The organism is Streptomyces sp. URMC 124 (assembly GCF_051386455.1).
Taxonomy (GTDB): domain Bacteria; phylum Actinomycetota; class Actinomycetes; order Streptomycetales; family Streptomycetaceae; genus Streptomyces.
Genome location: NZ_JBPQTS010000040.1, coordinates 15,059 through 37,994, shown reverse-complemented (window position 1 = coordinate 37,994; position 22,936 = coordinate 15,059). Strand labels below are relative to the sequence as shown.

Below are 22,936 nucleotides of genomic sequence, written 5' to 3'. Positions count from 1 at the left end.
CAGGCACCGACGGCGCACCCCCACTGAGGCAAGAGCCACGGGGGGTTTTCCCCGCCGCAGCGGCGCTCAGCCACCACGTGCCGGTCCGGCGGTGCCGTGCCGGCCCCGGTCGGGTGGGGCCGGTGCCGAAGCCGCCCCGGCCGGAGGCCGTGAGGGCCGTCGGTGCGGGGGCGCTACAAGTACAACCCCGCGTCCGAGTCACCGGGCTGCGGTGGCACCGTCGCCGGGCCGGTGCCCCGCCGCAGGGCGAAGAGCTCCGCGAGCGTCGCCCCCTCGCGGCCGACTCCCCGCTCCGTGCCCAGCCAGCCGACCGCCTCCGCGCGGCTGAGGGGGCCGACCTCGATGCGGGCGAGGCAGCGGCCCGGCCGCACCACGGCGGGGTGCAGCCGCTCCAGGTCCTCGTTGGTGGTGACGCCGACGAGGACGTTGCGGCCCTGCCCGAGCAGGCCGTCGGTGAGGTTCAGCAGCCGCGACAGGGCCTGCCCCGCCGTGTGCTTGGCCTCGCCGCGGATCAGCTCGTCGCAGTCCTCCAGGAGCAGCAGCCGCCAGCGTCCCTTGGAGCCGCCGTCGTCCTCGCCGATGGCGATGTCCATCAGATAGCCGACGTCGTTGAACAGCCGCTCGGGATCGAGCACGCAGTCCACCTGGCACCAGTCCCGCCAGGACCGCGCGAGCGTGCGCAGCGCGGACGTCTTCCCCGTGCCGGGCGGCCCGTGCAGGAGGAGCAGCCGCCCCGCGATGTCATCCGGGGTGATCTTCATCAGCCGGTCCATGGCGTCCGCGACGCGCGCGGTGTAGTTGGGCCGGACCTCCTCCCACGTGCCGGCGGAGATCTGCCGGGTCGTCCGGTGCGGCCCGCGCCGCGGCGAGACGTACCAGAACCCCATGGTCACGTGTTCGGGCTGGGGTTCGGGCTCGTCCTCCGCGCCCTCCACGGCCTGGCCGAGCACCTTCTTGGCCAGCTCGTCGGTGGTGGCGGTGACGGAGACGTCCGCGCCCCGGTTCCAGCGGGAGATCAGCAGCGTCCAGCCCTCGCCCTCGGCGAGGGTCGCGCTGCGGTCGTCGTCCCGCGCGGAGCGCACCACGCGGCCCGCGGGCGGCAGGAGGGTGGCCCCGGACTTCACGCGGTCCACGGAGCGGCTGTGCGCGTACGGCTGCTCGCCGGTGGCGAACCGGCCCAGGAAGAGGGCGTCGATGACGTCGGACGGCGAGTCGCTGTCGTCCACGTTGAGACGGATGGGCAGCGATTTCTCGGTCGGAGTGAAGTCCGGTTCGGTGGGCAGGGCCTGCCTCCTGGCGCTGGGTCGGCGGTCGGCACACATGCGGCCCATGATCCGGCACCGACGGCCCTTGCGCACACAGGTTTTCCCTTGATTCACGACCGGATCCGCGACACCCGTCCACGTTCGCCCGGAACGCGCCGCACATCGTTTCGGCCGCGGATACGCTTGCCCGTGATGGCACGACGTGGTGTGAGTCGGACGTTTTGGCGGGCCGGGCGCCGGCGGTTCGCCGTGCTGCTCGCGGCCGGTGCGGTCGCGCTGGCGGTGCTGGCCGTGCTGACGGTCCTGTGGGCGACCGGCCGGCAGACGGGAGGGGACGGTTCGCAGGACGGCACCAACGGGGACAGGGCGGCCGTCGAGCTCGGCTGGGGCTTCACGCACACCCAGTACAGCGCCGACCGCGGTGACGACGCCGCCCGGCGGGCCGCGGCCGGACTGCTCACCGGCTTCCGCATGCCGCAGAACCAGCACATCATGGGCTGGGGCGTCGACAACCCCGAGCCCAGGCCGGGCTCCTACAACTTCGGCGACCTCGACCGCCGGGTCGCCTTCATGCGCAAGACCGGCACGACCCCCGTCCTCACCCTGTGCTGCGCGCCCGACTGGATGAAGGGCGGCGGGGAGCGCACCGACTGGTCGCTGAAGTCCCTGGAGAAGGCGCCCGACCGCGCCCACTACAAGGACTTCGCCAAGCTCGCCGGCGTGATCGCCAAGCGCTATCCGGACGTCCGTCATTTCATCGTCTGGAACGAGTTCAAGGGCTTCTACGACGAGGGCCGCAACCGCTGGAACTACGAGGGCTACACCGAGCTGTACAACCTGGTCTACGCGGAGCTGAAGAAGCAGAACAGCGCCAACCTCGTCGGCGGCCCGTACATCAGCATGGACAGCAATCCGCCCGGCTCCTCCTCCAACGCCTCCTCCCTGCGCGGGGACTGGGGCTCGGTCGACCAGCGGGCCGTCGACGCCCTCACGTACTGGAACGCCCACAAGAAGGGCGCCGACTTCCTCGTCGTCGACGGCGCCAGCTACACCCGCGAGGGCAGCAAGCTCATCCCCGACGAGTTCGCCGCGACCCGCAAGTTCGCCGACGTGACCACGTGGCTGCGCCGGACCGTCGGCCTGCCGGTGTGGTGGTCCGAGTGGTACGTGGAGCCCGGTGACGCCAACGACGACCGCAAGGCCTGGACCGAGCCGCACCGCACCGCCGTCCACGCCACGGCCCTGATCCACTTCGCCCGGGCGGGCACCTCCGCGGCCTTCTACTGGAACCCGGAGGAGACGGGCGCGGACTGCCCCGGCTGCCTGTGGCGCAGCACCGAACTGAAGGGCGGCGGGGGAGGGCTGCCCATGCTGGACCTGCTGTCCCGCTTCGGCAAGGCCTTCCCGCCCGGGGCGGAGCTGCGCGTCCCGGAGGTCACGGGCGACAACCGCGACGCCGTGACCGCCCTCGCCTCCGGCAGCACCGTCCTCGTGGTCAACATGCAGGACCGCCGGCTGACCGTCGAGGTCGACGGAAACAGCCTGGATCTGGCACCCAACGAGATCCGCTGGGCGGACTGACCCCCCTCGGAGCGGGCGACGGCGCCCGCTCTACGACATCGTCGCGAACCGCTGCACCAGCGACGCCAGCAGGACCAGCAGCAGCGGCAGCGCGAACCAGTACGACCCCTGCAGCCAGCGCAGCTGCCGCACCCCCGGCCGGCCCACGACCCGCAGCACCTCCCGCGCCGTCAGCAGCACCAGCAGCGCCACCGCCGCCAGACCGCCGACCACCGACACCGGCGTCCACGTCACGCGGGGACCCGCCGGGCCCGGCCGGGGCAGCGGGGCCGCACCGGCGGGCCGGTCCTTCAGCTCGTACAGCACCGCGTCGTCGTTGACGAGGACGCGGCGCAGCTCCGGCCGGCCGTCGAGCGTGCGGCGCATCCGGCCGTCCCAGTCCGCCGCATAGCCCGCGTCGAGTTCGAGATAGACCGACTGGCCGCGGTTGACCATCAGATACGCCCGGGGGCCCGCCTTGCGGAGCGCGGTGACCAGATCGTCCACGCGGGCGGGATCGCGCGGGGCGAGCATCGCGTCGTAGTGGACCCGCTCCATGTCCTTCGCGCCCCACGGCATGGCGGGGGTGACGTTCTTCGAGGGGTCGCTGCTCATCCACAGCAGCCGTACGGTCGGCTTGTCGTGCGCGTACACGAAGTCCATCGCGGCGACCTCGCCGGGCCGCACCCGCTCGAAGGACTCGTTGCCCCAGCGGGCCACCAGGAACCCGAAGACCAGGACCAGGCCCGCCACCAGCGCGGCCAGGGGCGCGAGGACCGCGCGGCCGGGCCGTTCCGCGGCGTGCGGGAAGAGCGCGAGCGCGGCCAGGACGCACGCGCCCGGCAGGGCGAAGAGGAAGACCCGCAGGGCCACTTCGCCGCCGTAGGACTGCATGCCGAAGGCCAGGAAGGGCACCCCGGTCAGCACCAGCAGCGCCACGTCACCGATGCCCGCCCGGCGGCGGCGCCACCAGCCGATCGCGGCGAAGGACAGCACCCCGCCGGCGAGCAGCACGCGCGCGTAGAGCACCAGCTTGTGCACGGGGCTCCCACCCTCGATCCGGCCGGAGACCGACGAGGAGACGTTGCCGCCCAGGGAGCCCAGGCCGCCGAACAGTTCGTCGAAGTGACCCGACCAGTAGGGCTCGGCCAGGAAGCCCACCCACACCACCAGCATCACACCGCACAGCAGCGGCAGCCCGCTCAGCGTGGAGCGGCGGGTGACGACCAGGGCCGTCAGCACCCCCAGCATGACGAACGGCGTCAGCTGGTGGCTGGCCACCGACGCCGCGAACAGGGCGATGACCACGGCCAGCAGCGCGCCCTGCGCCCTGCGCCCGGCGGGCTGCGGCTCCGTCTCGCCCGGCAGCAGCGTGCCGCGCAGCTGCCGGGGCCAGCGGAACCACACCAGCAGCACGGCGGCGAACAGCAGGTAGAAGAAGTAGTTGAGCGCCTGGGGCGAGAAGTAGTCCTGCCCCACCCAGCCGCACAGCACGAACAGCCAGGCCGCCGTCCACTTCGCCCGCCACCCCGCCCGCACGGCCCGCAGCAGCAGCGCGAGCGGCGCCAGGCACAGCAGCTGGATCACCGTCGGCCACCAGCGCAGCACCTCGGTGAAGTCGCTCACGCCCGCCGTCTTCGCGGCGAACGCCATCAGGGCGAAGAAGCCGGGCCAGCTCCAGCGGGCGTCCAGGTCCGGCGCCGCGACGCCCGTGCGGTCGATGAAGTCGAGGAAGCCCAGGTGCTGCCAGGCCGTCGCGAAGCGCGGCTGGTCCTCCAGCACCGCGGGCAGGGCGTGCAGGGAGACCACCGTCAGCAGCAGCACCGCCGTCAGCAGCCGGCGCTGCTGCACGTCCAGCCGCAGCGCGGCCACGAAGGAGACGACCAGCAGCGCCGCGCCCGCCAGCGTCGCCATGGGCAGCACGGAGATCAGGCCGAGCCCGCCCATACGGTCCAGCGTCGCCTCCCCGGCCCCCACCAGGGGCAGCCAGTACAACGCGAGGGCGGCCGCGAGCAGCAGCCAGACCGTCGCTTCGGGGCCGCACCACCACGGCGCCGGGCCCGGGGGAGCGGCCTTCTCCAGGACGGTCTTCTCCCGGGCGGGCGCCCCGGCGGGCTGCTGGGGGGCCGCCTGGGACGCGGCCTGGGAGACGGAGTGGGACACGACGACTGCCTCCGGGGTGTGCCGGAGATCAGGGCGCCTCTCCAAGTGGTCGAAGTCCAGCCGCACGCCTAGCGGCATCGTGTCCGCGTCGAGCGCGGCCCGTAGCGCCCAGCGGGTCCCGTAGGCGCCGCTGTCTCTCTCGCCGGGCTCCTGCTCGCCCTCACCTCCTAAGCCACGGGTGATGCCGTGGCGTGCCCCGCGCCGGAGCCCGTGGGGCTCGGTGCGCGGGGCGTCCCGCCGGTCGCCGCGGACCGCCAGGTCGGCCAGGTCGCCGTCCGGGGCCACGTCGGGGGCGTAGGCCGCGGGCTCGGGCCGGGCACCGCGCAGTATCCGGCGGAGCCTGACCGCCGAGATGGAGACGATGACGGCCAGGCTGCAGATCTCCGCCACTCCCGCCCCCGTGAGCCCCATGCGCGGCAGGAGCAGCAGCGTCAGCCCCAGCACCAGGACGCACAGCAGCCCCTGGAGATAGGCCAGCCCGGCCGTCCGGCTCTGCGCCCGCAGCACCGCGAAGTAGACCTCCATCACCACGCGCAGCGCCGCGCCCACCGCGAACCAGCGCAGCAGCGGAGTGGCCGCCTGGGCGTAACCGGGGCCGAAGACGCGCAGGATGTACGGCGCGAGGAGGAACAGCAGCAGGCAGACCGGCACCATGATCGTGGCCATCCGCCGCAGCGCCGCCCGGCAGTTCTCCGCCAGCCGCGCCGGGTCGTGCGAGCCCTCCACCGTCAGCGACGCGCCCATGTTGATGGCGAGCAGATTGACCGTGCCGCCGATGGTGGTGGTGATGTAGAAGTACGCGTTGTCCTCGGAGCTGACCTGGGAGGCGATGATCACCGGCACCAGATAGACCACGGCCAGGGAGAACAGCGAGCCCGTGTAGTCCCCGGCGAGGAAGCGGCCCATCTCCCGGTACGAGACGGGCCGCGCGGTCGCCTCCGTGGCGGCCACGTGCGCGGGCACCAGCCGGCGGAAGACCAGCCAGCCCAGCGGCACCACCGACACGGCGATCGAGACCACCCACGACACGAAGACGCCGGAGGTGGGCAGCGCCGCCGCCAGCGCCACCAGCAGGGCCAGCTTCACGGCCGAGAAGACCGTGTTGCCCACGGGCACCCACAGGGCCCGGCGCAGGCCGGTCAGCACACCGTCCTGCAGGGTGAGCACCGACCAGGCGATGACGGCGGCGACGAAGCCCAGGCCGTTGAGCGACCCGTCCAGAAAGCGGTACGAGGGCCCCCACGAGCCCAGGGTGAGCAGGAAGACGCACGCCGCGGACGCGACGAGCAGCGAGCTGCCCGCGTACGTCCGGAAGACGAGCTTGCCCGTCGCCCGCCCGGCGACCGGGATGAACCGCGCCAGCCCCCCGGTCAGGGTCACCGCGGTGAGCCCCGCCAGGAGCTTCATCGCGGCGATGGCCGCCGAGCCCTGGCCGACCGCCTCCTCCGTGTAGTACCGGGCGGCGATCAGCCAGTACCCGAGCCCGAGGACGGCGCTGATGCCCGTGTTGAGCATCAGCGCGAAGGCGTTGCGGAACAGCGGGCTGCCGCCGCCCCGCCCCGGCAGCCGCAACCTGCGGCCGGCCGGCCCCTCCGTCTCCCGCTCCTCGGTTCGGGTGGACGTGTCAGACACGGGTTTCGGTTGCCTTCCTGACGACCTGACGGGTTCTGCGGTAGAGGGCGTAGCCCTTGGTGAGCGTCCGGTCCCGGGCGAAGATCCGCCCCACGCCCCGGCCCTCCACGAGCCGCTCGAACTCGGCCATACCCGTCGAGCGCCGCACTGTCACCCGCTCCAGGGCGTAGGGCCCCTGGGGACGGGCGGCCAGGCCGTTGCCCACCGCCAGGGAGATCCCGAAGCCCGCCGCCCGCACGATGCGGCGGACCCTGCGGCTGGAGTAGCCGTACGGATAGGCGAAGGAGACCGGCGCGCGCCCCAGCTCCGTGGCCAGCACCTCGCGGCACTTCAGCACCTCGAACCACAGCTGCTCGTCCGGGAGCTGATCCAGCTGCGGGTGGGTGTGGCTGTGCCCGCCGATCTCCATCCCCGAGGCCGCCAGCTCCTTGACCTGACCCCAGCTCAGCATCAGGTCGAGCGCGCCGCCCGACTCGTGCCGGCCGCGCAGCCAGCCGGTGGAGGCGAACAGCGTGGAGCGGAAACGGTGCTCCGCCAGCGTGGGCAGGGCGTGCCGGTGCACGCCCTCGTAGCCGTCGTCGAACGTGATCAGCACCGGCTTCCGGGGCAGCCCGGAGCCGGAGCGCCACGCCGTGGCCAGCTCCTCGGCCGTCAGCGGGTGGAACCCGCGGTCGGCCAGGAGCCGCATCTGCCGCGCGAACGCGTGCGGCGAGACCGACAGGCCGTAGGTGGCGCGCGCGGGCGCGTGCGCCACCGCGTGGTACATCAGTATCGGGACCCGGGACGCGCTCATGCGCCGGCCTCCTCGGCGGGGGGTCTCGGCCCGGCCGGCTCCTGCGTCGCCGCCACCGCGTACCGGCTACCGCTGCGGCGCGCCCGCAGGGTGCCCACCGCATAGCCCCCGGCCGCGGCCGTCACCCCGGCCAGGATCGCCCCGGCCCGCCCGGCCCCGCCGGGCCGGCCCAGCAGTGCGTCGCGCACGCCCCGGGCGATGCCGGCGGGCAGCACCCGCGTGGTGTAGCGGCGCTCCGAGGCCAGCCCGGCCTGCGCCCCCACGCTCCGGGCCACCAGGGCCTTCGACAGGCCCTCGGCGTACGAGCGGGTCCACAGGTAGCGGAAGCGCTCGCGGGCCGCGGGCACCCGGTGGTGGATGACCGAGCGGTCGTCGATCAGCAGCACCGCCTCGGGCATCGCCCGGGTCAGGCGGATGCACAGCTCCGTCTCCTCGCAGCCCAGCGGCAGCCGGTCGCCGTCGCGGCCGATGCCGCAGGCGAACCCGCCGGCCAGCTCGAAGGCCGACCGGCGGAAGGAGGCGTTGCCCCCGAGGACGTTGCGCACCGGCACCTTGCCGGGCGGCAGGCCCCGGTACGTACAGCCGACGGCCCAGTCGAACTCCTCGGGGAACCAGGCGGGACGCCGCCGGGACTCCCACACCGGCTGGGTGCGGCCCCCCACGGCCATCACCAGGGGATCGGCGTAGGCCTCCGCGAAGTGCCGCAGCCAGTCCCGCTCGGCGACGGCGTCGTCGTCGAGGAAGGCGATGACCTCGCCGGACGAGGCCTCGATGCCGGTGTTGCGGCCCGCCGACAGGCCGCGGGGGCCGGCATTGGCGAGCACCCGCAGGCCGTCCCCGGCACGGCCGTCGTCCGTGAAGTGCCCGGCGAGCCGCCGCAGCAGGGCCGGATTGTGGTCCACGACCACGAGGGTCTCCAGCGCGGGCCGGGACTGCTCGCGGACCGAGGCCACTGCGGCGACGATGTCGTCCCAGCGGTCCTCGGTGTACACACAGATGACCACCGAGACCGAGGGCCCGGAGGCCGGGCCGGCGTCGTTCGCGGCGCCGGCCCGGGAAGTGGTGATCGTCAAGACACTTCCCCACGGTTGGCCGCGGGCGCGATGGCGAGCCGCTGCGGGCGCCGCCGCCGGGTGCCGCGCTCCTGCAGGATCACTTTGAGCACCCGCAGTCCGTCGCGCACGGCCCGCAGGTTGCTGGTGCCGTGGATGCGGACGAACTCGTGGCTGGGAATCTCCTGGACGCGCAGGCCCGCCTTGACGACTCTGATGTTCATCAGGGTTTCGACCTCGAAGCCGGCGCAGTCGAGGGCGATCTCGTCCAGGCAGTGCTTCCAGAAGGCGTTGTAGCCGTAGCACAGGTCGGTGTAGCGGGCGCCGAACTTGTGGTTGACGATCGAGCACAGGACGCGGTTGCCCAGCTTGCGGATGGGCGTCATGTCGTCCGTGCCGCCGCCGTTGGCGAAGCGCGAGCCCTTGGCGAAGTCCGCGCCGCCGACGAGCGCGGACACATAGCTGACGATCTCGTTGCCGTCGGCGGAGCCGTCCGCGTCGACCATCACGATGATCTCACCGGTGCAGGCGGCGAAGCCGGTGATGAGGGCGTCGCCCTTGCCCTTGCCGAGCTGGCGCACCACCTTCACGTCCGGCCACAGCTGCCGTGCGACCTCGATGGTGTCGTCGGTGGAGTTGCCGTCGACGAGGACCACTTCGTGGACCCACTCCGGCAGGGTCTTGAAGACGTACGGAAGGTTCTCCGCCTCGTTCATGGCGGGGATGACGACGCTCACGGGTGGCGCTATCGCGAGATGCGACGTCACCGGGCGGTAATGGGCGGCGACCAGGGCCTCCTGATCGGCCGCCGGGCGCAGGAAAGAACTCATGGCTCGGATGTCCCTCTCGTCCGGTGGACCGCCCGCCCCGAGCGGTCCGGTGGCGTATCCGGTTCGAAAAGGGGGTACTCACCCCGCCCTGCAGCGCTCATCGCCGCAGGGGCCGGGTGAGCTGGCAACGGTTGCTCGCCGCGCGGTCAACGCGACACGGCGACTCTGATCAGCCGGACGCGGCACCCCCCACCGCGCCCCGCCCCGGGCCCCATCGCGACGCTTGCCCTCCCCTTGAGCCGCTTTGCATGATGGGCCGATGCGGGTGGATGTACGACGGTATTGATGGTTGAGACTGTATGGCAAGAGCTGGTGCGGTGACTCCTCCTTTGGGTGTTTTTTGCGCCCAAGTCATGCACTGTGTTGACGCTTTGCGCCGTTAACGGCGCGCGCACGACCCGGTGCGCCCTCAGCCGCCCGAGCGCAACCTGCCCATGCGCTTGAGCAACCGGTCGGCGGGCTCGAAGAGTTCGGGCCGGGAGACCACGGTGTTGCGCAGCGCCCGCACCGGCGCCCGCCGGGCCCGGTGCCCCAGCGCGACCGGATGACGTCGCATCACCCATCCCTCCGACACGCTGAGTTCGCGCGTCTTCAGCGAATCCTTGTACGCCTTGTCGCCCCGCCCGAGGTCGAGGTAGGCCAGGCCCGCGGCGGCCGCCCCCTCCGCCATGCGCAGGTGCAGCACCAGGCCCGGCGAGTACTTCGAGAACGCCGGGTCGTACGACGGGAACCAGCAGGAGAGCACCTGCCGCGAGCGCAGCCCGAAGTGGGCCGCGACCGGCCGCCCCCCGGCGTAGAGCACCGACAGCAGCCCCGCGAAGGACTCCGTCCTGGTGTGGAAGAGCTGTTCGACCAGACGCACTATCCACGGGCGCGCGAACCGGTCGCTGCGGCCCGTTCTTCGGTACTGCGCGGACTTCCAGGCGATCAGCGTCCGCAGCATCTCCGGATCGCGCTCGTCGTGCACGTACCGCACGTCGCCGACGTCCCGGCCGAGCCTGCGCTCCTTGGCGAACGTGGCGCGCAGGAACTTCGGCGACTGCTTGCGCAGGAGCGCCAGGTAGGACTCGAAGCCCTGCTCCACGTCCATCACCGGCGACCGGAACGCTCCGGAGGCGCTCACCTCGAACGGCTTCTGTCCCTCCACGAGGTGGTCGAACTCCCACACCGACAGCCCGCACGCGTGCAGCAGCTCGCGGGCGTCCCACTGGAAGCCGGCCCGGTGGACGAGCCCCTGGGCGTCCGAGAGCCCGAGCCCGATCGCGCGGCCCACCCCGAGGGCCGAGCGCTGGTAGGGGAAGAACCCCACGGGCTCGCCGTCCTCGCGCACCACCGCGATCCGCGCCCCGGTCCGGCACCGGCCGACGGCGAGGGCGAACTCGGGTGCGAGGAAAGGATTCGCAAGCTGCGGCGAGCCGTCCTCGACCGCCGCCGCCTGCAGGGCAGACCAGGCCGCCCGGTCGGCCGCGGTGAGGTCACCGGGCCGGTACACGCTGATGTTCACCTCAGGAAGCCCGACTTTTCGCCGTGCGGCACCGGTGGTGACGCACGTGTGCCAGCAGGAACAGGAGAAGGCTGACGGCCGCGACCGCGGCGACGCCACCCCGCACCGTCCAGGTGTGGAGCGCGAGCATGGCCTGGGCGACCAGCATGTCGACGGCGACGGCTCCGCCGGCCGCGACCACGGAGCGGCTGAGCGGATCGAGGCCGCGCAGCGCCGCCCCCACGGCGCAGGCCGGCGCGACGAGCAGGAAGAAGAGGGTGAACGGCGCACGCAGGGGTGAGCCGATGTCCGCGAGTGCCAGCACGGCGCCGACGCCCGCGATCGCCGTGGCGGCCCCGGCCACCACGGGGAGGGAGTCCCCGGCGGGCGTGCGCGCTCCCGCCGGCCGGTCGGGTGCGGCCGGTGGTGCGGGACGGTCGGTGGCCGAGGCCGGGACGGACGGGCCGGAAGGTCCGGGTGTGCCGGACGGGACTGACGGGCCGGGTGAACCGGACGAGCCGGTGAGACCGGCGGGATCTGTGAAGCTCTGCATTGGCGACTTTGCCCCCCGAAGCGCCGGATGCCGAGGCTTCAATGTCGCGCAATCGGCGGAGCGACGTCAAGATGTGAAGGCCGTGCAAACGGGCTCCGGTTACCCGATCGGCACAGAACCGGAGTCTTTCGGTCAGATGAATACTGCACGAATATGTTGGGCCGTCAGAATGCCCCGACCTGTCAGTGGTTGAGCGTTCACTGGCTCACATCTTTGACATGGACACTTCCGGAAGTCGCGGGCTGCTGCTACCACGGGTACGGCAGAAACCCTGGTAAAGGAGGTTCCATGAAGCTCTCCCGCCTCGCGGGTTCCCTCTCCGCGATCGCCCTCGCCGCCACCCTGGCCCTCACCGGAGCCGGCTCCGCCCACGCCTCGACCGAGTCCGCAACTCCCGCCTATGTGGCCCTCGGTGACTCCTATTCATCCGGTCTGGGAGCCGGGAGCTACTACACGAACAGCGGGGACTGCAAGCGCAGCTCCAAGTCCTACCCTGCGCTCTGGGCCGCCGCACACGCCCCCGCGAGCTTCGCCTTCACCGCCTGTGCGGGAGCCCGAACGGGTGATGTTCTGGCCAAGCAGCTTGGCCCGCTGAACGGCTCGACCGGGCTCGTCTCGCTCAGCATCGGCGGGAACGACGCCGGCTTCGGCGACACCATGGTCACGTGCGTGCTCAACTCCGACAGTGCCTGCGTCAATCGCATCAACGAGGCCCGCACATTTGTCCAGAACACCCTTCCCGGTGAACTCGATAAGGTCTATACCGCAATCCGTGGAAGAGCGCCTTCCGCCCATGTCGTCGTTCTCGGATATCCGCGCTTCTACAAACTCGGCGCCACGTGCGCCGGGCTCAGCGAGACCAAGCGGAAGGCCATCAACGCCGCCGCTGATCTGCTCAACTCCGTCATCGCCAAGCGGGTCGCCGACCACGGCTTCGCCTACGGGGACGCGGCGGCCGGCTTCACGGGCCACGAGCTGTGCTCGGGCAGCCCCTGGCTCAACAGCGTGACCCTGCCCGTCGAGAGCTCCTACCACCCGACCGCGGCCGGGCAATCCGGCGGCTACCTGCCGGTCTTCTCCCGGGCCGCCTGACCCGGGTCAGTACCCGTACGTCGGGTCCGTCCCCGTGGCGGGCGGCGGGCCCGGCGACCGGGACGGACCGGCCGACGACGGCCGGTCCGACGGGCGGCCGGACGGCGGCCCCTGGCAGGTGACGGTGAACGGCACACGATTGGAGGTGATCTTCTGCGGGCTCCTGACCTCGACTGCGAGCCAGTCCTTGCCCGTGCCGTGCTCGGTCTCGACGTACGTCAGGCCGAGGCTCCTGCCCGCCGTGATGTCGGAGGTCCGCCAGGGGTCGACCTGGCCGCTGCCCGTGACCACGCGGTAGCTGAGCCGGGCGGGGGTGCGGTCGACGGTGAACGTCACCCGGAAGGAAGGGCCCGCGCTCTTCGGCGGGCAGGGACCGGTGTAGCTGTCGCGCACCGCCTCGACGGAGACCCGCAGGCCGTACGAGGAGTCGCCGCCGCCCTCGGAAGCCTTCCCCGGGCCGTCCGGCGACGCCGACCGCGAACCGGCACTCTTGCCGGGCCCCGCGGAGTCCGCGCTGCCGGACGAGGAGCCGCTGCCGCCGTCGTCGCCCTCGCCCCTGCTGAAGGCCCAGGCCAGCCCGCCCACCAGCAGGGCGAGCACGACGGCGGCCACCGCGAACACCACCCCCGGGCGGCGGCGCCGGTCGTCACCGGTGGTGCCGAGGCCGCCCGGCGGCTCCGCGGGCCCGTACGGCCCGTCACCGGCGGGCGGGCCGAAGCCGCGGGGGCCGTGCTCCGGGGAGGACGCCGCCGGGCCGGCGGACGGATCGGGCCGCGGGTGCGCCGGGACCGTCGGCGCCTCGGCGGTGGGCGGTGCGCCCGGGCCGGGCAGGGTGCCGCCCTGCGCGACCACCCGCAGCATCCCGTCCGCCTCCTCGGCGCCGAGCCGCTCGGCGGGATCCTTGCGCAGCAGCCCTTCCAGGACGGGCGCGAGCGCCCCCGCCCGCACGGGCGCCGGGAGCTGCTGGTCCACCACGGCCCGCATGGTGGAGAGCGGGGTGTCCTGACGGAAGGGGGAGACGCCCTCCACCGTCGCGTACAGCGTCACCCCGAGGGACCACAGGTCCGACTCCGGCCCCGGCGGATGGCCCAGCGCGCGCTCCGGGGCCAGGAACTCGGGCGAGCCCACCAGTTCCCCGGTGCGCGTCAGCGCCGAACTCCCCTCGACCGTCGCGATGCCGAAGTCGGTGAGCACGACACGCCCGTCGTTGGCGAGGATGACGTTGCCCGGTTTCACGTCCCGGTGCAGCACGCCCGCCGCGTGCGCCCCTCGGAGCGCGGAGAGCACACCGGCGCCGATGTGCGCCGCGCGCGCCGGGGCCAGGGGGCCCTCGGCCTCCAGGACGTCGGCCAGGGACAGGCCGCGCACCAGCTCCATCACGATCCAGGGCCGGCCGTCCTCGGAGACCACGTCGAAGACCGTGACGACGTGGGGGTGCGAGACGCGCGCCGCGGCCCGGGCCTCCCGCTCCAGGCGCACGTACAACTGCCGGATCTCGTGCTCCAGCAGGCCGGACGGCGCCCGGACCTCCTTGACGGCCACCTCGCGGTCGAGCACTTCGTCCCGCGCGCGCCACACCACGCCCATGCCGCCCTGGCCCAGGCGCTCCAGCAGCCGGTAACGGCCCGCCACCACCCGGTCCGGCGGCACCCCTGCGCCTTCCGGACCGCCCCCGAACGTCCCGCTCATCGACGGGCCCCCTCCACCAAGAGAGCGATTCGGGGTGAATCTACCGCAACGGAGCGTGATTGCCCCCTCTTCTGCATATCCTTGTCCCGCTAACTCGCCCACAGTGACGGCAGGTTCACGCCAGCCCTGTCAACGCCCTTGACGGAGTGGTGAATCCGCCCCGCCGATGCGCGGGTGACGGAATGGGGCGGTAGGGTTACCCTGCCTGAGCCGGGTGCCTCGTTCGGGTGGGGAGTCTCAATGGATCAGATAGCAATGCGCGGCAGGCCACGGGTGCCTGCCATCAGCTGCAACAGCGGTGCGTCCAGCGCGCGCCTCGACCGCCATCTCGCGGTGCTGGGCGGGCCTGCCGTGCCCCAGCGCGAAGTCGAGGGGGCGACCCTGCTGATGCGCGAGCTGACCACGCGTGATCACGCGCGCACCAAGCAGGGCCGGACCGCGAAGGTCTCCCTCTTGGCGCCGCTGAGACGCCTGCGTCGCTCCCTGTTCGGCAACCACGACTGAGCCCCGCCCCGAGCGCAGCGCCCCCAGCCGTTCCGTGATCGACAGCGACACCGGTGCGACGCCGTCGGCCCTCCACCCTCTCCCCAGGGCGCGGCCGCACGGCGCCGTGGCATGTCCGCGCAGCCGGACGGCTCCGGCCCGGGGCGGGCCGGCCGGCGTCGCCCGGTGCCGGTCATGGCCCGCCGGCGGTCAGTCGGCGTCCGCCTCCAGCGTGACGCTGAAGGAGAACCGGTCGCCCCGGTAGCGGATCCGGGCCACGTCCACCGCCCGGCCCGAGGCGTCGTACGTCACACCCGTGTAGTGCAGGATCGGGCTCAGGAGCGGCACCTGCAGCAGCCGCGCCGTCTCCGGGTCGGCGAGGCGGGCCTCGACCGTGTCGGTGATCCTGCTGATCCGCACGCCCACCACGTCCCGCAGCACCTTCGTCATCGGCCAGCGCGCCAGGTCCGCCAGGTCGATGCGCTCGGCGAGCTCGGGGCGGACGAGGTTCTCCGCCCAGTTCGTCGGCTCTCCCGACCCCCCGTCGCAGCGCAGCCGCCGGAAGACCACCGCCTCCTCCAGGTCGGGGAAGTGCTCGCCCAGCTCCGCCGGGACCGCCGCCGGCCCGTGGCCCAGCACGGTGGTGCGCTCGCCGGACTGCTGCGCCACGATCGCGTCCACCGAGCCGAGCAGCCGCACGGGGGAGGCCCGCCGGGCGCTCGGCTCGATGAAGGTGCCGCGCCGCCGGTGCCTGCTGATCAGCCCTTCCGCCTCCAGCTCCTTCAGCGCCTGCCGCATGGTCAGCACGCTCACGCCGTAGTGCTCGGCGAGGGCGTCCTCGGTGGGCAGGCGCAGCGGATCGCTCGGGCAGCGCCCGAGTATCGAGGCGCGCAACGACTGCGACACCTGGTACCACAGCGGCAGCTTGCGGTTGAGCGCGAGGGAGTCGGGGGCGAAGGTGGTCACGGACACTCCGGCTCGTACGGCGTCATGGGCGGGGCTGGCGGAAATGACGCTCCAGACCCTGCCACACGTCGTCGTAGCGCGTCTGCAGGTGGCCTGCGGTGCGGGCCTGCTCCGTCGTGATCACCGGCCAGCGCGTCTCGAACATGAAGGCCAGCCCGTCGTCCACCTTCTGGGGCCTCAGCTCGGCCGCGCTGGCCGCCTCGAAGGTGTCCCGGTCCGGGCCGTGCGCCGACATCATGTTGTGCAGCGAGCCGCCGCCGGGGACGAAGCCGCCCTTCCCGGCGGACTTCGCGTCGTAGGCGCCCTCGATGAGGCCCATGTACTCGCTCATCACGTTCCGGTGGAAGTACGGCGGCCGGAAGGTGTCCTCGCCCACGAGCCAGCGCGGCGCGAAGACGACGAAGTCGACGCCCGCCAGGCCCGGGGTGTCCGACGGGGACGTGAGCACCGTGAAGATCGACGGGTCCGGGTGGTCGTAGCTGATCGAGCCGATGACGTTGAAGCGGCGCAGGTCGTAGACGTACGGCACGAGGTTGCCGTGCCAGGCGACCACGTCGAGGGGGGAGTGGTCGTACGTCGCCGTCCAGAGGTTGCCGCAGAACTTGTTGACGACCTCGACGGGGCCGTCGGCCTCCTCGTACGCGGCCACCGGTGCGAGGAAGTCGCGCGCGTTCGCCAGCCCGTTCGCGCCGATCGGCCCCAGCTCCGGGAGGACGAAGGGCTGCCCGTAGTTCTCGCAGACGTAGCCGCGGGCGGTGGCGTCGAGGAGCTCGACGCGGAAGCGCACCCCGCGCGGGATCAGGGCCACGTGCCCGGGCTCCGCGCGCAGCAGCCCGAACTCCGTGCGCAGCAGCAGTCCGCCGCGCTCGGGCACGATGAGCAGCTCGCCGTCGGCGTCGCTGAACACCCGGTCCGTCATGGAGGCGTTCGCGGCGTAGAGGTGGACGGCCATGCCCGCGCGCTGGGTGACGTCGCCGTTGCCGCCCAGGGTCCACAGGCCGGCGAGGAAGTCGGTGCCCTCGGCGGGCTCCGGCATCGGGTCCCAGCGCAGCCGGTTGGGGTCGGCCACGGCGTCGGCGAACGGCGCGCTCGCCAGGTGGCCGTTGCCGGTGCGGGTGAAGGGAGGGTGCGCGGCGGAGGGCCGGATGCGGTAGAGCCACGACCGGCGGTTGCTGTGCCGGGGCTCGGTGAAGGCCGTGCCGCTCAGCTGCTCCGCGTACAGCCCGAGCGGGGCCCGCTGGGGGGAATTGCGCCCTTCGGGCAGTGCGCCCGGGACGGCCTCGCTGCTGTGCTCGTTGCCGAAACCGGCCGAGTAGGCGAGCCCCTCGGCGGCCTTCCGCGCCTGCTCGTTGCCCCTACCGCTCATCGCGTGCTCCCAGCGCCGATGGATTCCTATGGGAGACCGTAGGATTCCTGGCGGGGCGCGTCAATGGATCAGGCCGCGAAACGGCGCCCTACTTCTTCGCGTACCCCACCATGCGCAGCGCCAGGTCCGCGTACAGCTCGCCCACCTCGTCCGGTGTGCGCTTGCCCTCGGCGTTGAACCACCGGGCGACGTCGATGCACAGCGACAGCACCGCCAGCGTCGTCCCCGGGACGTCCGCGGTGGCGAAGTCGCCCGAGGCCACCCCGTCCTCCACGATGGAGCGCACCGCGGCGTCGGTGTCCCGGCGCAGGGCGACGACCTCGGCGTAGTGCTCCTCGCCCAGCGCCCCCAGCTCGTACTGCACGACCCGCGCGGTGGTGTGGTGCTCGGCGTGCCAGCGGACGAAGGACCGCACGGCCTCGGAGAGCCGGTCGGCGGGGCTGCCGCCGGAGTCCCGCGCCCGGCGCAGGATGTCGAGCGCGAGGCGGTGACCGACGCTGCTGATGCGGTAGAGCAGCTCTTCCTTCGTCTTGTAATGGATGTAGAGCGCGGCGGGGCTCATGCCGGCGCGGCCGGCGATGTCGCGGGTGGTGGTGGCGTGGTAGCCGCGCTCGGCGAAGGCCTCGACGGCGGCGGTCACCAGCCGCCGCGCGGCATCGGGTGTGACGTCGGCCCACTGCCCGCCCCGCTGCCCCTCCGCACCCATCCCACGCCCCGCTCTCCCGGCCCGCCCCGGGCCCTGCGCCCGCGGAACGAACACCATACCCCGGGGTGAGCAAGCGCTTAGGGAGGTGTGGGCCGGTCCGGTGCGTTACGGCCGCAGCGCCCTCATCAGCAGGTCCGCGAGGTGGCCGGCCACCTGCTCGGCGCTCAGCCTGCCCTCCGGGCGGTACCAGGCGCCCAGGTGGTGGACCGAGCCGAAGTGGTAGTCCACCACCAGGTCGGCGGGGGTGGCCGAGGTGAAGACGCCGCAGCGCTGGCCCTCCTCGACCAGGGCCCGGAAGCGCTCGTGGTACGTGCGCCGTGCCGCCCGCACCTGCGCGAGCTTCTCGGGGCAGAGGTGGTGCATGGAGCGGAAGAAGATCTTCGTGTCGTCGAGGTTCTCGATGGTCGTGACCACGACGTCGGCAGCCGCCTCCCGCAGCCGCTTCTCGACGGGCGCCTGTGAGCGGGCGAAGCAGTCCAGGCGCTCCTGCTGCAGGCGCAGCACCCGTGCGTAGACCTCGTGCAGCAGGTCGTCCTTGGAGCCGAAGTAGTGGTAGAGGGCGCCCTTGGTGACGCCCGCGGCCTCCACGATCTCCTGGACGGACGTGCGGTCGTAGCCGCGGTCGGCGAAGAGCCGGGTGGCGGCGGCGAGCAGCCGCTGCGGCACGGAGCAGCCGCCCCGCTCCTGCGCCATCCCCTCCGTGCCTCCGGCGCTCACAGCTCTTCTTCCAGCTTGCGCTGGAGGTGGTTCATGCCGCGCAGCCAGCGGTCGGGGTCGGTGGCGCGGGCCGCGTAGTAGTCGGCGACCTCGGGGTGCGGCAGGATCAGGAAGCGGCCCGCGGCCATTCCCTCGAAGAGCGCGTCGGCGACCTGTGCGGGCTCGATCGCCGTGGGCACCAGCACCAGGTCCCCGGCCGGGCCCGTGCCGCGCAGCATGTCCGTCCGCACGCCCTGCGGGCAGATGGCGTGCACGTCGATGCCGCAGTGGCGGTAGGTCAGGGAGAGCCACTCGGCGAAGGCCAGGGCGGCGTGCTTGGACACGCTGTACGGGGCCGAGCCGAGCATCGTCAGCAGCCCGGCGGCGGAGACCGTGGCGACGAACCGGCCGCTGCCGCGGTCGAGCCACTCGGGCAGCAGCTTGCGCGCCGCCCGCACGTGGGCCATGACGTTGACGTCCCAGGCGGTCTCCCAGAGGTCCTCCTCGGCTTCGGGCCCGCCCGCGGGGGCCACGCCGGCGTTCGCGCAGTAGATGTCGACGCGGCCGCCGAGCGCCTCGCGGGCCGCCTGCACGACGTCGGAGGCGTCGCCGGGGACGGCCGTGGCGCCGATCTCCGCGGCGACCGCCTCCGCCTTGGCGGCGTCGAGGTCGTTGACCGCCACCCGTGCGCCCTCGGCCGCGAAGCGGCGGGCCAGCGCGGCGCCGATGCCGCCCCCCGCTCCCGTGACGACCACTCCCGCGTCCCGCACGATGCCCACGCTCGGTCTCCCTCGGCTCGGCTGCAGGGCGGCAGACTAACCAGTCGGTATGTGCCGGGGGAAGAGGCCGGGACGGGCCCGGACGCCTGCGCTCCGGCTGCGTCCTCCGGGGGACGGCCGTTGCGCCCCCGGCCTGAACTGCGGCGCGGCCCGGCCCGGCGGAGCGCTGCCGCCGCACGCACGCCGTACTGTCCGTGCCCATGCGGCACTCTTCCGGGGGACCTCCCCCGCACACACGGCATGTGACGCGCCGCCAGGTGCTGGGCGCGGCGGCCGCGGGAGCGCTCGCCGGGCCCGTCGCCGCGCCGGCGGAGGCCGCGGCCGGACCGCGCGTGCGCACCGGCTTCGACCGGCTGGCGGAGAGCGGCTACGACCAGCTCGCCGGGGCCCGCACCGGCGTCGTCACCAACCCCACCGGCGTCACCGCCGACCTCCGCCACGTCGTGGACGTGCTGCACGCCGACCCGAGGGTGGACCTCCGCGCGGTGTTCGGCCCCGAACACGGCTTCCGCGGCACGGCGCAGGCCGGCGGCTCGGAGAAGGCGGGCACCGATCCGGCCACCGGCCTGCCGGTGTTCGACGTCTACGGCCTGCGCGGCCGGGAGATCGCCGCGCTGTTCGGCCGCGCCGGCGTGGACACCGTCGTCTTCGACGTCCAGGACGTGGGCGCACGCTTCTACACCTACGTCTGGACGCTCTACGACTGCCTCGTCGCCGCGGCGCTCGCGGGCCTGCGCGTCGTCGTCCTGGACCGGCCCAACCCCCTGACGGGCCGCGGCGCGTACGGCCCGGTCCTGGAGCGCTCCCTGGCGTCGGGCGTGGGACGCGAACCGCTCGCGCAGGCCCACGGCATGACCGTGGCCGAACTCGCCCTGCTGTTCAACGCCGACGGCGTGCCGAGTGCCGCGGGGCGCGCCGCGCGGCTGGAGACGGTGCCGATGAGCGGCTGGCGGCGCACGCGGTTCTTCGACGGCACCGGGCTGCCCTGGGTGCCGCCGAGCCCCAACGTGCCCACGCCGGACACTGCCCTCGCCTACGCGGGCACCTGCCTGCTGGAAGGCACCACCCTGTCCGAGGGGCGCGGCACGACCCGCCCGTTCGAGATCGTCGGCGCCGAGGGCATCGACCGCCGCTGGGCCGCGGCCCTGAACGCCCTGGAACTGCCCGGCGTGCGCTTCCGGGAGACGTACGCGGTGCCGGTGTTCTCCAAGTTCCGGGGCCGCACCATCGGCGGGGTGCAACTGCACGTGCACGACCGGTGGGCGTACGACCCGGTGCGCACCGGCGTCGCCCTGCTCGTGACCGCCAGGCGCGTGTGGCCGGGCTTCGCCTGGCGCCCGGACCTGTGGATCGACCGCCTCGCCGGGACGGCGTCCGTGCGCACCATGACCGATGCGGGAGCCTCGGTCGACGACATCGTGGAAGCCTGGCAGCCCGGCCTGGAGGCCTTCCGCGCGACGCGCGAGGAACACCTGCTGTACGACTGAGGCCTTGTGCGCGGACCCGGGGCGCGCGGGGCCGGGACACGGAAGCGTGAAGGGCGTGGCGGAAGTCTGGACAGGCCTCCTCGACGGCGGGACGATGCGCCGGCACAGGACCGCTCAAGGGGGAATGCCATGTCCGGCATGAGTGTGGATCCATACTGGGAGCTCACGTTCGACGCCGACGGGGACGTCGACGCGGGCGAGCGCGACGCCCTGATACGCGGGGTCGCCGATGCGGGCCTGACCGACCTGGTGGTCTTCGCGCACGGCTGGAACAACGACAGGCCGATGGCCACGCGCCTCTACTCCCGCTTCTTCGAGCCCTTCCCCGGCCTGCTCGCCGGTGCGCCCGGCGCGCGCGTCGGCTACGCCGGCGTGATCTGGCCGTCCATGCGCTTCCCGGGGGAGGCCGTTCCGGACTTCCCGTCGGCGGCGGCAGCCGCGGGCCCGGGCGACGTTCCCGCCCCGCCCGCGCTGGACGCCGCCACCCGCGAGGCCCTGGTCAGGATCCTGCCGTGCGATCCGGCCGTCACGGACCGGCTCGCGGAGCTCGCCGCCGAGCAGTCCGACGACCCCGCACGCCTGGAGGAGTTCGTCTCCCTCGTGCGCGGCCTCGCCCCCGCCCCGCCGCAGGGAGCGGCCGCCACCGGCGCGCCGGGCGAGCCGGAGGACGGAGCCGCCGAGCCCCATCTGCTCACCGGTGACGCCCAGGAGGTGTGCGAGGCGTTCGCCTCCGCCCTGGGACACATGGGCGCCCTGCCGCCCGCCTTCCTCGGCGGCGGCCTGAAGCGGCTGTGGGGCGGCGCCCTCGAAGTGCTGCGGCAGATGTCGTACTACACGATGAAGAAGCGCGCCGGCACGGTCGGCGAGAAGGGCCTCGGACCCGCGCTCGCCGCGCTGGCCGCCTCCGCGCCCGCCCTGCGCGTGCACCTGGCGGGGCACAGCTTCGGCGCGCGCCTGGTGTCGTTCGCGCTGCGCGGGCTGCCCGGCGACAGCACGTGCCTGGCGGGCGTGACCCTGCTCCAAGGCGCCTTCTCCCACTACGCCTTCTCCTCGCGCCTGCCGTTCGACACCGGCAACGGCGGGGCGCTGGACGGGTTGTACGGGCGCGTCCGCGGGCCGCTGGTGGCCTGCCACTCGCGCCACGACTCGGCCCTGGGCGTCCTCTACCCGCTCGCGTCCCGCGTCTCCGGCCAGGACGACAGCGTCCTCGGGTCCGACGACGGCCGGTGGGGCGCGGTCGGCCACGACGGCATCCAGGCCGTGGACTCCTGCGCGCGGCTCGGCCTCGACGAGGCCCTGCGCGACGGGCTGCCCGACGGGGGCTGCGTCAGCGTGGACGCGTCCTCCGTCGTCGCGCGCGGCGGCCCTCCGTCGGGCGCGCACAGCGACATCTGCCACGAGGAGCTGGCCCGCGTCATCCTGCTGGCCGGCCGGCTCCTGCGTCCGTGAACGAAACGTGAGCGGAGAGTGAGGATCCGCCACGTTCGCGCGTTCCCACATCCCCGGGCCACTTCGGGGTAGCAGAGCGGAGTCGGCCGTGCACCGCGGCCGATGGATCCGAATGGCGATGAGTTACGTCCCTTCCATGTCGATCCGAGTCCGCGCTGTCGGAGGTGGGATGCAGTGGCAGGTTTCAGAGCACTCGCACGAGAGGTGCGCAATCCACGGAACACCATCGCCTTGCGGCGGACCTCCCTGCGCAAGTGCCTCGAACGTTTCGCCCCCTACGGCCACCGGGCGACCTGGCACCACCTGTGCGACCTCGCCGGGATCGACCCCGCCGACCGGTCCCCCGACCCGGCCCGGCTGGTCGTGGCCCTGACGGAGCTGGAGGAGGCCCGCGCGGTCTGGCTGGCCTACGAGGCGTCCTTCGCCGACCGCCGCAAGCGCGAGAAGCACGACGGCATCCGGCAGCTCGCCGGAGCCGACGCCTGGCACCGCCACACCTGGGGCGGCTGTGACATGGTGCCCTGCGTCAGCCCCACCGCCTACCCGGCCGCCCGCCTGTCCGACGTGCTGCGCAAGGTCATCGCCGCGATGGAGGCCGCGCCCGGGGACAGCTGCCCGGTCTGCGCGCAGGACCGCCTCGAATGGCGCCCCGACCTGGACCGCTGCCCCGCGCAGGGCCCCGTCTGCGCGGACTGCGGCATCATCGTGCCGGCGCCCGTCCTGACCCCGGGGGCGCTGGCCGCGGCGCGCCGGAGGGTGCTGGAGGACCGGTACGCGGCGGTGTGACGAACGAGGAGGCCGGGACGAGAAGTCCGGGAACGGGGAGGCCGGGAACGGGGTGTCCGCCGTCGGCCGGTGGTGCGAGGATGCGTGCACGGCTCACCGGTTCGAG

Annotated in this window: 19 protein-coding genes; 6 read left to right on the top strand and 13 right to left on the bottom strand. The window is 73.3% G+C overall.

From position 1 onward, the window contains the following. Positions 1–173: 173 nt before the first annotated feature. On the bottom strand, positions 174–1,322 hold the full coding sequence (locus tag ACSNOG_RS11465; RefSeq protein WP_436752487.1) for a DUF5925 domain-containing protein: 1,149 nt from the start codon (positions 1,320–1,322) through the stop codon (positions 174–176). Between the two features lie 135 nt (positions 1,323–1,457). Here ACSNOG_RS11465 and ACSNOG_RS11460 point away from each other — a divergent pair, with 135 nt between their 5' ends. Next, complete coding sequence (locus ACSNOG_RS11460) at positions 1,458–2,846, top strand: xylan 1,4-beta-xylosidase (RefSeq protein ID WP_436752486.1); 1,389 nt, start codon at positions 1,458–1,460, stop codon at positions 2,844–2,846. 30 nt (positions 2,847–2,876) lie between these two features. On the opposite strand, the gene ACSNOG_RS11455 is transcribed toward ACSNOG_RS11460, so the two are convergent. The 6 genes from ACSNOG_RS11455 to ACSNOG_RS11430 all read right to left on the bottom strand — a co-directional run bounded on the left by ACSNOG_RS11455 (position 2,877) and on the right by ACSNOG_RS11430 (position 11,142). Next, entirely contained in the window at positions 2,877–6,620 is a 3,744-nt protein-coding gene (locus ACSNOG_RS11455) for a lipopolysaccharide biosynthesis protein (RefSeq protein WP_436752485.1), read from the bottom strand. Next, entirely contained in the window at positions 6,613–7,413 is an 801-nt protein-coding gene (locus ACSNOG_RS11450) for a polysaccharide deacetylase family protein (protein WP_436752484.1), read from the bottom strand. Before ACSNOG_RS11450 ends, ACSNOG_RS11455 begins: the two co-directional genes overlap by 8 nt. Beyond that, the gene (locus tag ACSNOG_RS11445) at positions 7,410–8,480 is read right to left on the bottom strand and encodes a glycosyltransferase family 2 protein (protein ID WP_436752496.1); all 1,071 of its coding nucleotides are present in this window, start codon (positions 8,478–8,480) and stop codon (positions 7,410–7,412) included. Before ACSNOG_RS11445 ends, ACSNOG_RS11450 begins: the two co-directional genes overlap by 4 nt. A gap of 2 nt (positions 8,481–8,482) precedes the next feature. Then, positions 8,483–9,295, bottom strand: a complete 813-nt coding sequence (locus tag ACSNOG_RS11440) for a glycosyltransferase family 2 protein (RefSeq protein ID WP_190024304.1) — start codon at positions 9,293–9,295, stop codon at positions 8,483–8,485. A 409-nt stretch (positions 9,296–9,704) separates the two neighbouring features. Then, the gene (locus tag ACSNOG_RS11435; RefSeq protein ID WP_436752483.1) at positions 9,705–10,799 is read right to left on the bottom strand and encodes a GNAT family N-acetyltransferase; all 1,095 of its coding nucleotides are present in this window, start codon (positions 10,797–10,799) and stop codon (positions 9,705–9,707) included. 1 nt (position 10,800) lies between these two features. Beyond that, entirely contained in the window at positions 10,801–11,142 is a 342-nt protein-coding gene (locus ACSNOG_RS11430; protein WP_436752482.1) for a hypothetical protein, read from the bottom strand. Between the two features lie 477 nt (positions 11,143–11,619). Between ACSNOG_RS11430 and ACSNOG_RS11425 the strand changes: the two genes are divergently transcribed. Continuing rightward, a complete protein-coding gene (locus ACSNOG_RS11425) occupies positions 11,620–12,423 on the top strand; it encodes an SGNH/GDSL hydrolase family protein (protein WP_436752481.1) in 804 nt (267 codons plus the stop codon). A 6-nt stretch (positions 12,424–12,429) separates the two neighbouring features. Here the strand turns inward: ACSNOG_RS11425 and ACSNOG_RS11420 are convergent, their stop codons facing one another. Beyond that, positions 12,430–14,112, bottom strand: a complete 1,683-nt coding sequence (locus ACSNOG_RS11420) for a protein kinase domain-containing protein (protein ID WP_436752480.1) — start codon at positions 14,110–14,112, stop codon at positions 12,430–12,432. A 240-nt stretch (positions 14,113–14,352) separates the two neighbouring features. Here ACSNOG_RS11420 and ACSNOG_RS11415 point away from each other — a divergent pair, with 240 nt between their 5' ends. Then, positions 14,353–14,616, top strand: a complete 264-nt coding sequence (locus ACSNOG_RS11415; protein ID WP_436752479.1) for a hypothetical protein — start codon at positions 14,353–14,355, stop codon at positions 14,614–14,616. Positions 14,617–14,805: 189 nt separating this feature from the next. Here the strand turns inward: ACSNOG_RS11415 and ACSNOG_RS11410 are convergent, their stop codons facing one another. From ACSNOG_RS11410 to ACSNOG_RS11390, 5 genes are all read right to left on the bottom strand, one after another. Further along, positions 14,806–15,561, bottom strand: a complete 756-nt coding sequence (locus ACSNOG_RS11410; RefSeq protein ID WP_436752478.1) for a GntR family transcriptional regulator — start codon at positions 15,559–15,561, stop codon at positions 14,806–14,808. Positions 15,562–15,583: 22 nt separating this feature from the next. After that, positions 15,584–16,927, bottom strand: a complete 1,344-nt coding sequence (hmgA, locus tag ACSNOG_RS11405) for a homogentisate 1,2-dioxygenase (RefSeq protein ID WP_436752477.1) — start codon at positions 16,925–16,927, stop codon at positions 15,584–15,586. 88 nt (positions 16,928–17,015) lie between these two features. Beyond that, positions 17,016–17,633, bottom strand: coding sequence for a TetR/AcrR family transcriptional regulator (locus ACSNOG_RS11400; protein ID WP_436752476.1), 618 nt, complete (start codon positions 17,631–17,633; stop codon positions 17,016–17,018). 105 nt (positions 17,634–17,738) lie between these two features. Further along, positions 17,739–18,326, bottom strand: coding sequence for a TetR/AcrR family transcriptional regulator (locus tag ACSNOG_RS11395; protein ID WP_436752495.1), 588 nt, complete (start codon positions 18,324–18,326; stop codon positions 17,739–17,741). A gap of 20 nt (positions 18,327–18,346) precedes the next feature. Next, positions 18,347–19,108: an SDR family oxidoreductase gene (locus tag ACSNOG_RS11390; RefSeq protein ID WP_436752475.1), complete on the bottom strand. Its 762-nt coding sequence runs from the start codon at positions 19,106–19,108 to the stop codon at positions 18,347–18,349. Between the two features lie 200 nt (positions 19,109–19,308). On the opposite strand from ACSNOG_RS11390, the gene ACSNOG_RS11385 reads away from it, so the two are divergent. From ACSNOG_RS11385 to ACSNOG_RS11375, 3 genes are all read left to right on the top strand, one after another. Then, entirely contained in the window at positions 19,309–20,595 is a 1,287-nt protein-coding gene (locus ACSNOG_RS11385; RefSeq protein ID WP_436752474.1) for an exo-beta-N-acetylmuramidase NamZ family protein, read from the top strand. Between the two features lie 138 nt (positions 20,596–20,733). Further along, a complete protein-coding gene (locus ACSNOG_RS11380; RefSeq protein ID WP_436752473.1) occupies positions 20,734–22,044 on the top strand; it encodes a serine-threonine protein kinase in 1,311 nt (436 codons plus the stop codon). A gap of 174 nt (positions 22,045–22,218) precedes the next feature. Next, entirely contained in the window at positions 22,219–22,830 is a 612-nt protein-coding gene (locus tag ACSNOG_RS11375; protein WP_436752472.1) for a hypothetical protein, read from the top strand. Positions 22,831–22,936 lie beyond the last annotated feature (106 nt).

Bases quoted from the DNA above. Each gene is read 5' to 3' on its own strand.
- ACSNOG_RS11465 (WP_436752487.1), bottom strand. From the start codon at position 1,322: ATGTGTGCCGACCGCCGACCCAGCGCCAGGAGGCAGGCCCTGCCCACC.
- ACSNOG_RS11460 (WP_436752486.1), top strand. From the start codon at position 1,458: ATGGCACGACGTGGTGTGAGTCGGACGTTTTGGCGGGCCGGGCGCCGG.
- ACSNOG_RS11450 (WP_436752484.1), bottom strand. From the start codon at position 7,413: ATGAGCGCGTCCCGGGTCCCGATACTGATGTACCACGCGGTGGCGCAC.
- ACSNOG_RS11440 (WP_190024304.1), bottom strand. From the start codon at position 9,295: ATGAGTTCTTTCCTGCGCCCGGCGGCCGATCAGGAGGCCCTGGTCGCC.
- ACSNOG_RS11425 (WP_436752481.1), top strand. From the start codon at position 11,620: ATGAAGCTCTCCCGCCTCGCGGGTTCCCTCTCCGCGATCGCCCTCGCC.
- ACSNOG_RS11420 (WP_436752480.1), bottom strand. From the start codon at position 14,112: ATGAGCGGGACGTTCGGGGGCGGTCCGGAAGGCGCAGGGGTGCCGCCG.
- ACSNOG_RS11415 (WP_436752479.1), top strand. From the start codon at position 14,353: ATGGATCAGATAGCAATGCGCGGCAGGCCACGGGTGCCTGCCATCAGC.
- hmgA (WP_436752477.1), bottom strand. From the start codon at position 16,927: ATGAGCGGTAGGGGCAACGAGCAGGCGCGGAAGGCCGCCGAGGGGCTC.
- ACSNOG_RS11400 (WP_436752476.1), bottom strand. From the start codon at position 17,633: ATGGGTGCGGAGGGGCAGCGGGGCGGGCAGTGGGCCGACGTCACACCC.
- ACSNOG_RS11395 (WP_436752495.1), bottom strand. From the start codon at position 18,326: ATGGCGCAGGAGCGGGGCGGCTGCTCCGTGCCGCAGCGGCTGCTCGCC.
- ACSNOG_RS11385 (WP_436752474.1), top strand. From the start codon at position 19,309: ATGCGGCACTCTTCCGGGGGACCTCCCCCGCACACACGGCATGTGACG.
- ACSNOG_RS11380 (WP_436752473.1), top strand. From the start codon at position 20,734: ATGAGTGTGGATCCATACTGGGAGCTCACGTTCGACGCCGACGGGGAC.